At 74.9% G+C, this 13,321-nt stretch carries 12 protein-coding genes; 1 reads left to right on the forward strand and 11 read right to left on the reverse strand.

Annotated features, from left to right (window positions below; genetic code table 11):
* Positions 1 to 122: 122 nt before the first annotated feature.
* From ACI79C_RS07250 to ACI79C_RS07270, 5 genes are all read right to left on the reverse strand, one after another.
* Positions 123 to 332 carry a YbdD/YjiX family protein gene (locus tag ACI79C_RS07250; protein WP_456944957.1) on the reverse strand — a complete coding sequence of 70 codons (210 nt, stop codon included), beginning with the start codon at positions 330 to 332 and terminating at the stop codon, positions 123 to 125.
* On the reverse strand, positions 329 to 2,569 hold the full coding sequence (locus tag ACI79C_RS07255) for a carbon starvation CstA family protein (RefSeq protein ID WP_456944958.1): 2,241 nt from the start codon (positions 2,567 to 2,569) through the stop codon (positions 329 to 331). Before ACI79C_RS07255 ends, ACI79C_RS07250 begins: the two co-directional genes overlap by 4 nt.
* Positions 2,570 to 2,703: 134 nt before the next feature.
* Positions 2,704 to 3,831, reverse strand: coding sequence for a 5-methyltetrahydropteroyltriglutamate--homocysteine S-methyltransferase (locus ACI79C_RS07260; RefSeq protein ID WP_456944959.1), 1,128 nt, complete (start codon positions 3,829 to 3,831; stop codon positions 2,704 to 2,706).
* A gap of 91 nt (positions 3,832 to 3,922) precedes the next feature.
* Positions 3,923 to 4,444, reverse strand: a complete 522-nt coding sequence (locus ACI79C_RS07265; RefSeq protein WP_456944960.1) for a pyridoxamine 5'-phosphate oxidase family protein — start codon at positions 4,442 to 4,444, stop codon at positions 3,923 to 3,925.
* A 56-nt stretch (positions 4,445 to 4,500) separates the two neighbouring features.
* Complete coding sequence (locus ACI79C_RS07270) at positions 4,501 to 5,121, reverse strand: DUF1353 domain-containing protein (protein ID WP_456944961.1); 621 nt, start codon at positions 5,119 to 5,121, stop codon at positions 4,501 to 4,503.
* Between the two features lie 102 nt (positions 5,122 to 5,223).
* Here ACI79C_RS07270 and ACI79C_RS07275 point away from each other — a divergent pair, with 102 nt between their 5' ends.
* Positions 5,224 to 5,493 (forward strand): hypothetical protein, encoded by a 270-nt coding sequence (locus tag ACI79C_RS07275; RefSeq protein WP_456944962.1) that lies wholly within the window; start codon positions 5,224 to 5,226, stop codon positions 5,491 to 5,493.
* 114 nt (positions 5,494 to 5,607) lie between these two features.
* Here the strand turns inward: ACI79C_RS07275 and ACI79C_RS07280 are convergent, their stop codons facing one another.
* From ACI79C_RS07280 to ACI79C_RS07305, 6 genes are all read right to left on the reverse strand, one after another.
* On the reverse strand, positions 5,608 to 6,642 hold the full coding sequence (locus ACI79C_RS07280; RefSeq protein ID WP_456944963.1) for a s-methyl-5-thioribose-1-phosphate isomerase: 1,035 nt from the start codon (positions 6,640 to 6,642) through the stop codon (positions 5,608 to 5,610).
* Positions 6,643 to 6,645: 3 nt separating this feature from the next.
* Positions 6,646 to 8,928: a xanthine dehydrogenase subunit D gene (pucD, locus tag ACI79C_RS07285; protein WP_456944964.1), complete on the reverse strand. Its 2,283-nt coding sequence runs from the start codon at positions 8,926 to 8,928 to the stop codon at positions 6,646 to 6,648.
* On the reverse strand, positions 8,925 to 9,395 hold the full coding sequence (locus ACI79C_RS07290) for a (2Fe-2S)-binding protein (RefSeq protein WP_456944965.1): 471 nt from the start codon (positions 9,393 to 9,395) through the stop codon (positions 8,925 to 8,927). Before ACI79C_RS07290 ends, pucD begins: the two co-directional genes overlap by 4 nt.
* Positions 9,395 to 10,270 carry an FAD binding domain-containing protein gene (locus ACI79C_RS07295; RefSeq protein WP_456944966.1) on the reverse strand — a complete coding sequence of 292 codons (876 nt, stop codon included), beginning with the start codon at positions 10,268 to 10,270 and terminating at the stop codon, positions 9,395 to 9,397. Before ACI79C_RS07295 ends, ACI79C_RS07290 begins: the two co-directional genes overlap by 1 nt.
* Positions 10,271 to 10,550: 280 nt before the next feature.
* Entirely contained in the window at positions 10,551 to 12,278 is a 1,728-nt protein-coding gene (locus tag ACI79C_RS07300; RefSeq protein ID WP_456944967.1) for a bifunctional metallophosphatase/5'-nucleotidase, read from the reverse strand.
* Between the two features lie 132 nt (positions 12,279 to 12,410).
* A complete protein-coding gene (locus ACI79C_RS07305) occupies positions 12,411 to 13,265 on the reverse strand; it encodes an SDR family oxidoreductase (RefSeq protein ID WP_456944968.1) in 855 nt (284 codons plus the stop codon).
* Between the last annotated feature and the right edge of the window lie 56 nt (positions 13,266 to 13,321).

Raw genomic sequence — 13,321 nt, forward strand, 5'->3', positions numbered from 1 at the left:
GGCGGGGGGGGGCGCGGGGGCGCGCGGCGCCCCGCCCCGGCGGGGGGGCCCCCCCCCCCGCGCGGGGGGGCGGGCCCCCCCCCCCCCACGATCAGGTCACCTGATCATGGCCCCGCCCCCGGTCAGCAGCAGCGGCTGACCGGGGTGCGTTCCAGGGCGTCGGCGCGACGGCGCTCGAACTCCCGCCGGGTCATCGGCTGGTGCCCGTGCTCGGCGCAGTGCCGCAGGTAGTCGTCCCAGCGCGCCTCCCCGCTCCACTCGCGCAGGTACCAGCGCACCCCCCGCCAGGTCCGGACGGCGGCCGACCGCACAGCGAGAACCCCCGCGCTCACCGTGCCGGTCCCTCCTCGGTGAAGGTGCCCTGGCCCCGTGCGCCCGCACCGACCAGCCGCTCCTGCTCGGCCATGGCGCGCTTCTCCTCGGCGGTCGCGAACAACCCGGAGGGCTCGACGATCTGTGACGGGACGGGCGGTTCCTCGGTGGTCGGCACCGGTCCGCGGGCGCGGATCGCCCGGGCGATGACGAACGCCGCGTTGGCCACCACGACGAGCGTCAGGCAGGCGAACACCGCCTGCAGGATGCCGTTGAGCGTCGAGTTGAAGATGATCTGGTCCATCTGGCCGGGGTCCTGCGCCGGGGCGAGCAGCTCCCCCGCCGCCTGGGCGTCGGCGTACCGCTGGCGCTGCGCGAAGTAGCCCACCGCCGGGTCGGCGGAGAACACCTTCTGGAAGCTCGCCGTCATGGTGACCACGAGGTCCCACACCAGCGGGACGGCGGTGACCCAGGCGTACTTCAGCTTGCCGTGCTTGATCAGCAGCACCGTCACCAGCGTCAGGGCGATGGCCGCCAGCAGCTGGTTGGCGATGCCGAACAGCGGGAAGAGCTGGTTGACGCCACCGAGGGGGTCGGTCACCCCGACGTAGAGGATGTAGCCCCACAGGCCCACGGTGATCGCGCTGGCGATGATGTTGCCGGGCCGCCAGGACAGGTCGCCGAACTTCTTCCAGACGTTGCCGATCGTGTCCTGCAGCATGAACCGGCCCACCCGGGTGCCGGCGTCGACGGCGGTGAGGATGAACAGCGCCTCGAACATGATCGCGAAGTGGTACCAGAACGCGGCCATCCCGGCCCCGAAGGCGTCGGACAGGATGTTGGCGATGCCGACCGCCAGCGTGGGCGCCCCGCCGGTGCGGGAGACCAGGCTGGGCTCCTGCACCGCCGCCGATGCCGCGGCGATGTCCTGGGCCGTGGTCGGGAAGCCCAGCCCGTTGACGTAGGCGGCCGCGGTCTCCGCCGTCCCGCCGGTGGCGCCGGCCGGGCTGTTCATCGCGAAGTAGAGCCCCTGGTCGATGACCACGGCCGCGATCAGCGCGCTGATCGCCACGAAGGACTCCATCAGCATGCCGCCGTAGCCGATGAGGCGGACCTGGCTCTCCTTGGCCACCATCTTCGGCGTCGTCCCGGAGGAGATGAGGGCGTGGAAGCCCGACAGCGCGCCGCAGGCGATGGTGATGAAGACGAACGGGAACAGCGACCCGGCGAACACCGGGCCGGTGCCCTCGCGGGCGAACTCGGTGACCGCGTCGGCCTGCAGCACCGGCCGGGCCAGCAGCAGCCCGATCGCGAGCAGGACGATGACGCCGATCTTCATGAACGTCGACAGGTAGTCGCGGGGGGTGAGCAACAGCCAGACCGGCAGCACGGAGGCGACGAACCCGTAGACCACCAGGGCGAGGACCAGCCACTCCCGGGACAGGGTCAGCGCCTCACCGAGGCCGGTGTCGTCGATCCACCCGCCGCCGATGACCGCCAGCAGGAGCAGGACGACGCCGATGGCGGTGGCCTCGAGCACGCGGCCGGGCCGGAGCGTGCGCAGGTAGACGCCCATGAACAGCGCGATGGGGATGGTCAGCGCGATGGAGAAGACGCCCCACGGCGACTCGGCCAGCGCGTTGACCACGATCAGCGCCAGCACCGCCAGGATGATGATCATGATCGCGAAGACGGCGATCAGGGCGGCGATGCCCCCGACGACCCCGATCTCCTCGCGGACCATCTGGCCGAGGCTCTTGCCGTTGCGGCGCATCGAGAAGAACAGGACCGTCATGTCCTGGACCGCGCCGGCGAAGATGACGCCGACGATGATCCAGATGGTCCCGGGCAGGTAGCCCATCTGGGCGGCGAGCACCGGCCCGACGAGTGGTCCGGCGCCCGCGATCGCGGCGAAGTGGTGCCCGAACAGGACCCGCCGGTCGGTCACGTCGAAGTCGATGCCGTTGTGGAGGCGCTCGGCCGGGGTGGCCCGACGGTCGTCGACCTGCAGCACACGGCGGGCGATGAACTTCGCGTAGAACCGGTAGGCGATGGCGTACGAGCACAGCGCCGCGAACAGGATCCACAGCGCGGAGACCGTCTCGCCGCGGGCCAGGGCCAGGACGGTCCAGGCGACCGCACCGACCACCGACACCGCGCCCCAGATCAGCACCGTGCGCAGCGTCGGACGGCGGCGCGCGGCCCCGCCCGGGGGCTGCCCGCCGCCGGTGGCGTCGGTCCTGACGGTCGTGGACATGAGCGCGCTCCCTGCAGGTCAGGGCAGCGCCCGGACGACGCCGCCCGCGTCAGGGACGAGCATGCAAGGACCGGGCCCGGCGCACCACTGGAAGGAGACGCGCCCGTGACCCGCCGGGCCCCAGCCGGGGGCGCTCAGGAGCCCCAGACCTCCTCGGCGGTCTCGACGACCAGCCGCAGCTTGGCGATCTGGTCGTCGCGGGTGAGCGCGTTGCCCTCGACCGTCGAGGAGAAGCCGCACTGCGGGGAGAGGCACAGCTGCTCCATCGGCACGTACTCCGCCGCCTCGTCGATGCGCCGCTTGAGGGTGTCCTTGTCCTCGAGCTCCGGGCGCTTGCTGGTGACCAGGCCCAGGACCACCCGCTTGCCGGGCGGGACGAACCGCAGCGGCTCGAAGCCCCCGGAGCGGGCGTCGTCGTACTCGAGGAAGAAGCCGTCGACCTCCAGGCCGCCGAACAGCGCCTCGGCGACGAAGTCGTAGCCGCCCTCGGCGGCCCACGAGGAGCGGAAGTTGCCGCGGCACATGTGGGTCGTGACGGTCAGCCCCTCGGGCCGGCCGGCCAGCGCCGCGTTGATCTGCCGGATGTAGCGCTCGTGCTGGTGCTCGGCGTCCCGGCCCTGCTCGGCCAGCTCGGCCCGCTGGGCGGGGTCGTTGAGGTAGGCCAGGCTGGTGTCGTCCAGCTGCAGGTAGGTGCAGCCCTGGTCGGCGATCCCGCGGACCTGCTGTCGGTAGGCCGCCGAGAGCGCGTCCCAGAAGGCGTCCTCGTCCGGGTAGACCGCCGGGTCGATGGCCGCGGCCCCGCCGCGGTAGTGGACCATCGACGGCGAGGGGATGGTCAGCTTCGCCGTCTGCCGGTCGCTCACCACCGACTGCAGGTAGGCGAAGTCGGCGCCGAAGATCGGCTCGTCGATGGAGAGCGGGCCGTCGACGTGCAGGCCGGCCGGCGTCCAGTCCATCGACCCGTCGGCGTTGCGGAAGTGGACCGGCCGACCCCCGCCCTCCACCTTGGTGATGCCGTTGATCGCGTAGATGAAGTCCATGTGCCAGGTGGCGCGGCGGAACTCGCCGTCGGTCGCGGTCCGCAGGCCGACGTCCTCCTGCATGCGGACGACCTCGGTGATCGCCTCGTCCTCGACGCGGCGCAGCTCGGCCGCGTCGATCTCCCCGGCGGCGGCGCGGGCTCGGGCGTCCAGGAGACGCTGGGGTCGGAGGAGGCTGCCGACGTGGTCGGCGCGGAACGGCGGGCCGGAGAGGTCGGTCATGGCGACAGCTTGCTCGCCGGGCCTGTCCCGCGCAGCCCCCTGTGCCGCGGCCGGCCCGCCGTGCAGGTCCGGGCCGGCCGCGGACGGCGGGTCAGGGCCGGCCGAAGGTGGCGATCGTGTCCACCCGGAGTTCGAAGAGCACGCGCCGCTCGTCGCGGCCGGGGTCGCGCAGGGCGTAGTGCCCGTCGTCGCCGGTGTACTTCTTCCAGATCTTGTCCAGCTGCGCGGTGACCCGCGGGCCCTCCTCCGGGTCGTCCTCGGAGATCTCGCGGGTGACCGTGGCCTTGACGCTCAGCCAGTGGTAGGGGTTCGCCGGGTTCATCAGCAGGAAGGTCGCCTGCGGGTTGGCCCGCAGCCAGTCGACCTTCTTGCGGTGGGTGGCCAGGTTGAGCAGCACGGTGTTGCCCTCGTAGTCGAACCAGACCGGGGTCAGGTTCGGCCGGCCGGTGGAGCCCATGACGGCGACCACCGCGGTGACCGGCTCGTCGATCAACTGCTTGTAGATCGGGTCGAGGTCCTCGAGGGACTCCACGGCGTCGTGGGCGCCGACCTGGAACTGGCCGGGCTGGGTCCCGTCGGCGACGTCCCGGAACTTGGCCACTGTGATCGTCATGCGCGGCTCCTGCTCGCCAGGCCCGCCCGCGCCGGTGCCGGCAGGCTGGCCGGACGCTAGCGGGCGGCCTCCCCTCCGTCGACCTCCGTCGATCCCAAGGCCGTCCCGTCCGGGCTGTCCGTGGACACAAACGCGCCCTGCGGCGCCGGGACGACCAGCTGCTCGGCGCGGGTGGACGCGAACCAGCCGACCACCCCCTCGGCCACCGCGAAGACAAGAAGGCCCGGCGCGATCACCACCGCGGGCGGGACGACGAGCGGCGCGGCCAGCAGCGAGATGGCCACGACCCCGGGGGCGCTGACCAGCCACCCCGGCCGCCGCAGCGGGTCCACCAGGGCGCCCCACCGCACGCCGCACCACATGAGCCAGCGGCGCAGCACGGGCACCCCGCTCTCCCGCATCACCCGCCGGAACAGCCCGTCGGCCTGCCTGGAGGTCACCACCCCCGAGCGGATGCCCTCGGTGCACAGCCAGTCGTGCAGGATCGCGGCCAGCGTGTAGGCGCCGAACCGCGGGACCAGCCAGACCACCAGCCGCGGCACCGTGGCGAAGTCGGTGCGGAAGCCGGCGGGCACGACGAAGCGGTCCCGCTTGCCGCGGTAGACCAGCGGGTCGACGACTGCCCAGGTGTGTGCGTCCACGCGGCGGACGGTCAGGTCCGGCGACAGGAACGGCACACCCCGGATGGTGGCAGGACGGTGCCGCGGCCGCCCGGGGACGGGGGCAGGGAGGCACCGGGGGTGCGGTGTCCGAGCCCGGTCGCCGGGTAGCCCCGGGAGATGAGCGAGCCGTTCCGGATCGAGACGCAGGGCGACCACGAGTACGTCGTCCACCTGCAGGACGAGGGCGAGGACGTGGAGTCCTGGGTGCAGCTCACCCCGGAGGTCCTCGACCGGCTCGGCGTCGCCGAGGCCGACGAGGAGGCGCTGGTCCGGCGCACCGTCACGTTCCTGCTGCGCCACCAGGACGCCGCCGACTTCCCCCGCATCGTCGAACTCGAGGACGTCCTGGCCGGGTACCCCGACGCCGAGGACGCCCTCCGGGGCTGACCTCGTCGGACCCCGGCCGGCGGCGGGTCGCGGTCGCCGCCTCCTCCAGGTCGAGCGCCCGGGGGGAGGCCGTCCCGCGTCGGGCGACCGCCTCGTCCCGCGTGGTGGCGACCCTCATGCGGTGGAGTAGGAGGCGAGGTCCGAGGGCGCGAACCGCCCCCGGTCGGTGACCACGACGCTGACGAACCGGGCCGGCGTGACGTCGAAGGCCGGGTAGACGCCGGTGACCCGCTCCGACGCGGTGCGGCGCCCCAGGCAGTGCAGGACCTCCCGGCCGTCGCGGTCCTCGAGGTCGACGGCGGCCGCGTCCGGCGCCTGCCGGTCCGGTGCCTGCACCAGCGCCACGAACGGCACCCCGAAGGCGTGCGCCGAGACGGCGATCTGCAGCGTGCCGATCTTGTTGACGACGCAGCCGTCCATCGTGACCCGGTCGGCCCCGGTCACGAAGAGGGTGACCTCGCCGCGGCTCATCAGGTGGGCGGCGGCGCCGTCGGTGATCAGCCGCGTGGGCACGCCCATCTCGCCGAGGCTCTCCGCCGTCAGCCGGGCGCCCTGCAGGTAGGGCCGGGTCTCGGTGCAGACCGCGTCGATCCGCCGGCCCGACCGCAGGACGGCGGCCACCGTCTCGGTCAGGTAGGCGTCGGCCCAGCAGTGGGTCAGCACGGTGGCACCGTCGGGGACCAGCGCCGCGGCGTGCTCGCCCAGCCGCCGGTGGCCGGCCCGGGTGCGCTCCGCGAGGTCCCGGGCGGCGGCCTCGACCGCGGGCCCCACCGGCTCCCCGGCGTCCGCGGTCCGCGTCGCCACCGCGAGCAGCTCGGCCACGACGTCCCGGATCCCGTTGTTCGTCGGCCGGGTGGCCACCAGCCGGGCGCCGGCGGCCGTCACGTGGTCCCGCCGCGCCCGTGCCGTCGCCAGCCGGTCGGCGTGACGCGCGGCCAGGGTCATGCCGCCGGCCGCGGCGAACAGCGGGCCGAGGCTCTGGGTGACCATCTCCTCGATCGCCGTGGCGACCTCCTCGTGGTCGCGGCAGGTCACCCAGCGGCGCTGGAAGGGGAAGACGCGACGGTCGAGGATCCGGACGGCGTCGGCCTCGACCACCACGCTCTGCCCGACGAGCGTGGGGACGGGGACGTCCACGGGGGCGGTCACGGCTCAGGTGCCCGTGACGTGCTCCGGCCGGATCGGCACCCGGCGCAGGGGCCGCCCGCAGGCGGCGCGCACCGCGGCGGCCACCGCGGGTCCGGACGAGATCGTCGGCGGCTCGCCCACCCCGCGCACGCCGTAGGGCGCGTGCGGGTCGGCGTACTCGAGGACCTCCACGCGCATCGGCGGCACGTCCAGGATCGTGGGCAGCAGGTAGTCGGTGAACGAGGGGTTGCGCACGTGGCCCTCGGTCACCACGACCTCCTCCATCAGCGCCAGGCCCATGCCCTGCGCCGACCCGCCGTGGATCTGGCCCACCACCGCGTCGGGGTTGATCGCCTTCCCGACGTCCTGGGCGGTGTCGAGGGCGACCACCTTGACCAGGCCGAGCTCGGTGTCGACGTCCACGACGGCCCGGTGCGCGGAGAAGGCGAACTGCACGTGGGCGTCGCCCTGCCCGGTCTCCGGGTCGACGGCGTGGGTGGGGCGGTGCCGCCACTCGACGGTCTGCTCGACCGCGTCGTCCCCCAGCACCTCGGCCAGGCCCGCCAGCACCTCACCGCCCGGCCCGACCACCTTCTCCCCCTCCAGCTCCAGCCCCCCGACCGGCCGGTCGAGGGCGACCGCGGCCCGCTGCAGCACCGCCGTCCGCACCGCCTGGCAGGCGGCCTTGACCGCGCCGCCGGTCACGTAGGTCTGGCGGGACGCCGACGTCGACCCGGCCGAGCCGACGGCGGTGTCAGCCGGGACGACGACGACCCGTTCCACGCCGAGCTCGGTGCGGGCGATCTGCTGCTGCACGGTGACCAGTCCCTGGCCGACCTCGGCGGCGGCGGTGTGCACGGTGGCCACGGCCTCGCCGCCGGTCACCTGCAGCCGCACCCGCGCGGTGGAGTAGTCGTCGAAGCCCTCGGAGAAGCCGACGTTCTTCATCGTCACGGCGTAGCCGACGCCCCGCCGCACGCCCTCCCCGTGGGTGGTGTTGCCGACGGCACCGGGCAGGGCGCGCAGGTCGGTGGCGTCCGCCGGCGGAGGCAGGGGCATGTCCGCGACCCGCTGCACCAGCTCGGCCACCGGTGCCGGGGAGTCGACCACCTGGCCGGTGATGGTGCGGTCGCCCTCGCGCAGGCCGTTGCGCTGCCGGATCTGGACCGGGCTCACGCCGACGGCGGCGGCGAGCTCGTCCATCAGCGCCTCGTGGGCGAAGGCGGCCTGCACGCAGCCGAAGCCGCGCATCGCCCCGCACGGCGGGTTGTTGGTGAACACCCCGTAGGCGTCGACCGCCACCGACGGGATGCGGTAGGGCCCCATCCCGAGCAGGCCGGCGTTGCCCACGACCGCCGCGGTGGAGGAGGCGTACGCGCCGCCGTCGAGCAGCACCCGCGCCCGCGCGTAGACCAGGGTGCCGTCGCGCTCGGCGCCGAACTCGTAGGTCATCGTCGCGGGGTGCCGGTGCACGTGGCCGTAGAAGGACTCCTCGCGGCCGTAGCTCATCTTCACCGGCCGCCCGGTGCGCAGCGCCAGCAGGCAGGCGTGCACGTGCACCGAGAGGTCCTCGCGGCCGCCGAAGGCACCGCCCACGCCGGCGAGGGTGAGCCGCACCTTCTCGGGCGGCAGCCCCAGCGCCAGGCAGACCTGCCGCTGGTCGACGTGCAGCCACTGGGTGGCGACGAAGAGGTCGACGCCGCCGTCCTCGGCCGGGACGGCGAGCCCGGACTCGGGCCCGAGGAAGGCCTGGTCCTGCATGCCGACCTCGAAGTCCAGGCTCACCACGACCGGGGCGCTCGGGTGGTCCTCGCCACGCCGCAGCCGCAGGTGGCGCACCAGGTTGCCGCCGGGCTGTACGCGCGGGGCCCCGTCGTCCAGGGCTCGGCGGGGGTCGGTGACCGCGGGCAGCACCTCGTAGTCGACCCGGATCCGGGCGGCCGCCCGGCGCGCGGTCTCGGGGTGGTCGGCGGCCACCAGGGCCACCGGCTCGCCCTCGTAGCGGACGACGTCGGCGGCCAGCACCGGCTGGTCGGCGTGCTCGAGCCCGTAGGCGTTCTCCCCCGGGACGTCGTCGGCGGTGAGGACGGCGGTCACCCCCGGCACGGTGAGGGCCTCGGAGACGTCGATCCGGCGGATGCGGGCGGACGGGTGCGGGCTGCGCAGCGTGACGCCCCAGACCATGTCGTCGTGCCACAGGTCGCTGGCGTAGGCGAACTCGCCGGTGACCTTGAGCGTGCCGTCCGGGCGCGGCGCGCTCTCCCCGATCCGGCCGGGAACCCGGACCCCGGCCTCCGTGGCGGTCATCGCGCGGCCTGCTTGGCCGCGGCCAGCCGGACCGCGTCGAGGATCTTCTCGTAGCCGGTGCAGCGGCACAGGTTGCCGGCCAGCGCCTCCCGGACCTCGAGGTCGCTGGGTCGCGGCACGCGGGCGAGGAGGTCGTGCGCGGCCACGACCAGGCCGGGCGTGCAGAACCCGCACTGCACGGCGCCGGCCTCGACGAAGGCCTCCTGCACCGGGTGCAGCCGGTCGCCGTCGGCCAGCCCCTCGACGGTGGTCACCTGGCGGCCACCCGCCTGGCCGGCCGCGACCAGGCAGGCACACACCGGCTCGCCGTCGAGGTAGACGGTGCACGACCCGCACTCCCCCTGCTCGCAGGCGTTCTTCGCGCCCGGCAGGCCCAGGCGCTCGCGCAGCAGGTAGAGCAGGCTCTCCCCGGGCCAGACGTCGTCGACCTCGTGGGTCGTCCCGTTGACCGTGGTCGTGACGCGCATCAGGCCGCCTTCCTCAGGTCGTCCCAGGCCCAGGTGGCGGCCCGGCGGGCCAGCACCGACAGCGAGTGCCGCCGGTAGGCCGCACTCCCCCGGACGTCGTCGATGGGCGAGGCCGCGGCGGCGACCCGGTGCCCGAACTCCGCGGCCAGCGCCTCCGGCAGGGGGCGGCGCGACTCCCAGTCCAGCTCCCCGGCGAGGAACTCCTCGGCCTCCGGTGCCCGGCGCGGGGTCGGCGCGGCCGACCCGATGCCGGTGCCCACCGCCCGCCGGTCCGGGTGCAGGGCCACGGCGAAGGCCGACACCGCGATCACCATCGCGTTGCGGGTGCCGACCTTGCAGAACTGCTGCGGCCCGGCCGCGGGTGGCACGAGGACCGCGGCGATGAGCTCGTCGGGGGCGAGGACGCTGCGCTTGACCCCCGTGTAGAACTCCGCGACGGGCACCCGCCGGGCGCCCCGGGCGGCCGACACCAGCTCGACCTCCGCGCCGGCGGCCAGCAGCGGCGGGTGGGCGTCGCCGGCCGGGGACGCCGAGCCGAGGTTGCCGCCGACGGTGCCGCGCACCCGGATCTGCGGCGACCCGACGGTGCGCGCGGCCATCGCCAGGCCGGGCAGCTGCGCAGCCAGCTCGCGGATCACCCGGGCGTAGGGGACGCCGGCGCCCAGGCGCACCATCCCGCCGTCGACACCGCCGTCCTCGGTGCTCCACTCCCGCAGCTCGGGGACGCGGGTGAGGTCCAGCAGCGCAGGAGGCCGGCGCCGGTCGAAGTTGAGCTCGACCATGACGTCGGTGCCGCCGGCGAGGGGCAGCGCGCCGGGGTGCTCGGCGCGCGCGGCGAGCGCGTCGGCCCACGTCGTGGGCTGCAGGAAGTCCATCGCTCGCTCCTCGCTCCCGGGTGCCGGTCACTGTGCCCCAGGGATGTGTCGAGGAGGAAACAGCGCGACGCAGACGGTGACAAGGAGTGCGGTCCCGGTCCGGGAACCACCCGTCCGAGGGGCGGGCGGGCGCCCTCCGGCACCGACCTCACCGCGCGGTCGCCGTCCCCGCGGGATGCCGCGGGGACGGCGACTCCGGCGCGCGTCCGGCGCCGGTCCGGGCCCCGGCACCCGGGCTCCGGCCGGAGCGCCCCGGCCGGAGCGCCCCGGGACCGGATCGTCAGACCGGCGCGATCCGGTCCAGGGGTGGGGCCTGCACCGGTGAGACCGCGCCGAGGTGGGCGGTGAACGCGTCGAGGTCGATCGGCCCGGTCACGGCGTTGGTGCCGCCGGTGAGCACGGTGAAGCCGTCCCCGCCGCCGGCCAGGAAGTTGTTCACCGTCACCCGGTGGGTCGCCTCGGCGGTCACCGGCTGACCGGCGATCTGCACCGACCCGTCGGGCACCCGGGTGCCGGTGCACGGGTCGGCGCCGGCCGGCGCGCTGACCCCGGCGGGGTCGACGCGGTAGGACACGCCCGCCGAGGCGTGGAGCACCGTCTCCTCCTGGAACTGCTGCTCCAACAGGCACTGCAGCTGCGCGCCGGTCAGGTCGAGGGTCACCAGGTTGTTGGCGAACGGCTGCACGGTGAAGGCCTCCTCGTAGGTGACCTCGCCGGCCGGCAGGTCGGCTCGCACGCCGCCGGGGTTCATGAACGCGGCGACCGCCCCGGCCTCGTCGTCCGTGGCCGCGAGCTGCGCGTCGGCGATGACGTTGCCCAGCGCGGACTCGGCGCCCTCCAGCAGCGGCTCCTGGGCGCGGGTCAGGTCGACCGCCGCCGTGCCGACGACCTCGCCCGCGATCGGCCCGAGCGCCTCCCGGTAGCGGGCGATCAGCTCGGTCTGGCCCGCGTCGGCCGCGACGTCGCGCCGCACGACCACGTTCTCGGCCGCCGCGGTGAGCACGTCCCCCGTGCCCCGGTCGAGGGTCAGGTCGATGTCGGTCACCAGCCGGCCGAAGGAGCTGCCGCTGGTGACCAGCTTGCCGTCGAGCTCGCAGTTGTAGGCCTGGTGGGTGTGGCCGCTGACCACGACGTCGATCGCGTCGTCCATGCCGGTGGCGATGTCCACGACCGGCCCGGCGAGGCCGGCGCAGCCGTTGACGTCCCAGGCGTTCTCCCCGGTCTGCGCGCCGCCCTCGTGCAGCAGGACGACGATCGCCTCCACCCCCTGCCCCTGCAGCTCGGCGGCGAGGCGGTTGGCCGTCTCCACCTCGTCGCGGAACTCCAGCCCGGCGGTGCCCTCCTGGCTGACGATGGCGCCGGTGCCCTCCAGCGTCATCCCGATGAAGCCGACGTCGACGCCCTGCACGCGGTGGACGGCGTAGGGCGGCAGCAGCGGCTCGCCGGTCTCGGTGACGAACGCGTTGGCCGACAGGTACTGGAAGTCCGCGCCCTCGTAGGGCGTCCCGTCCGCGCAGCCGTCGGTCGGGTGGCAGCCGCCGTCCTGGATGCGCAGCAGCTCGGCCGGGCCCTCGTCGAACTCGTGGTTGCCGACGCTGGCGTAGTCCAGGCCCGCCAGGCCGAGGGACTCGATGGTGGGCTCGTCGTGGAAGGCCGCCGACAGCAGCGGGGAGGCGCCGATCAGGTCGCCCGCCGCGACGGTGATCGTGTTCTGCTCGCGCTGCTGGGCGGCCAGCGCGGCGAGCTGGGTGGCCAGGTGGGCCGCGCCACCGGCGTCCACGGTCTGCGGGCTGCCGTCGGCGTTGACGCCGGTCTGGATGCGGCCGCTGGAGCCCGACGGCGGCTCCAGGTTGCCGTGGAAGTCGTTGAGGGCCAGCAGTTGCACCTCCACCGGTGGCGGGCCGGGCGTGGCGCCGGCAGGGGCTCCGACGCAGGCCACCGTCAGCGCGGCCAGGGTCGAGGTCGCGGCCGCGAGGACGGCGGCGCGGCGCGGGACGGTGGGGTGCATGCGGTCCTCCAGGCGGTGGGCGTCCCCGGCGCGTACGGCCCGGGCACCCGAGCGGAGTCGCCGCGGGCGACCGCGGGGCGACGACCGCGGGGCCGGCCGGACGACTCACCGTGGGCGATCGGGACCGGTCCGTCAAACGCGCGGGCCGGTCCGCCGTTCCACCGACCGGGCCGCGATCCGCCGGATCCGGCCCGCCTGGCGGGAGAGCCCCAGGTCGAGCAGCCGGTCGACCGGCGGCACCTCCCCCAGCCGGGCCAGCCCCATCCAGCGGGGCACGGCCACCGTGCGCGACCGCGGCGCCGTGAGGCAGCGTCCTACCCGTGCGGCCACCCGGTCCGGGTCGATGCCGCGGGAGAGGCGGCCGGCCGCGTCGGCGTCCGAGGCCGGTGGGGAGCCGTGCCCGCGGGCCAGCCACTCGGTGGCGACCGGGCCGGGGTTGACCGTGTGCACCCGCACCCCGCGGGAGGTGACCTCCCGGCGCAGTCCCTTCACGAACCCGTGCACGCCGGCCTTGGTCGCCGAGTAGACGGTCAGCGGCGGCACCTGCGACCACGCCGCGACCGACGCGATGGTGACCACGTCCCCCCGCCCGCGCTCGGCGGCCGCGGCGAGCAGGTGTGGCAGCGCCAGCCGGGTCACCTCGATGACCCCGGTCAGGTTGAGCGCGACGATGCCCTCGACGACCTCGCCGGGCATGTCCTCGACCAGCCCGGCCCAGCCCAGCCCCGCGTTGAGGACGACGGCGTCGAGCCGGCCGTGCTCGTCGAGGACCCGCTCCACCAGCCGGGCCCGGTCTCCCGCGTCGGCGACGTCGGCCACCACGCCGGTGACGCCGGGCAGGCCCGCGAGCGCCTCGGCCAGCCGGTCACCCCCGCGGGCGCAGGTGACCACCCGGGCCCCACCGCGGGCCAGCCGGGTCACGGTGCTGCGGCCGATGCCGGCGCTGCCGCCGGTGACGAGGACGACGCGGTCCGGTGTGCTCGACATGGTCGTGTCCTACCCCCGTGGGACATCACACGCCCGCCGCGCATCGAACTGCCGGC

Source organism: Geodermatophilus sp. SYSU D00697 (assembly GCF_054050175.1).

Bases quoted from the DNA above. Each gene is read 5' to 3' on its own strand.
- ACI79C_RS07260 (WP_456944959.1), bottom strand. From the start codon at position 3,831: ATGACCGACCTCTCCGGCCCGCCGTTCCGCGCCGACCACGTCGGCAGC.
- ACI79C_RS07305 (WP_456944968.1), bottom strand. From the start codon at position 13,265: ATGTCGAGCACACCGGACCGCGTCGTCCTCGTCACCGGCGGCAGCGCC.
- ACI79C_RS07290 (WP_456944965.1), bottom strand. From the start codon at position 9,395: ATGCGCGTCACGACCACGGTCAACGGGACGACCCACGAGGTCGACGAC.
- ACI79C_RS07255 (WP_456944958.1), bottom strand. From the start codon at position 2,569: ATGTCCACGACCGTCAGGACCGACGCCACCGGCGGCGGGCAGCCCCCG.
- ACI79C_RS07275 (WP_456944962.1), top strand. From the start codon at position 5,224: ATGAGCGAGCCGTTCCGGATCGAGACGCAGGGCGACCACGAGTACGTC.
- ACI79C_RS07300 (WP_456944967.1), bottom strand. From the start codon at position 12,278: ATGCACCCCACCGTCCCGCGCCGCGCCGCCGTCCTCGCGGCCGCGACC.
- ACI79C_RS07295 (WP_456944966.1), bottom strand. From the start codon at position 10,270: ATGGACTTCCTGCAGCCCACGACGTGGGCCGACGCGCTCGCCGCGCGC.
- ACI79C_RS07265 (WP_456944960.1), bottom strand. From the start codon at position 4,444: ATGACGATCACAGTGGCCAAGTTCCGGGACGTCGCCGACGGGACCCAG.
- pucD (WP_456944964.1), bottom strand. From the start codon at position 8,928: ATGACCGCCACGGAGGCCGGGGTCCGGGTTCCCGGCCGGATCGGGGAG.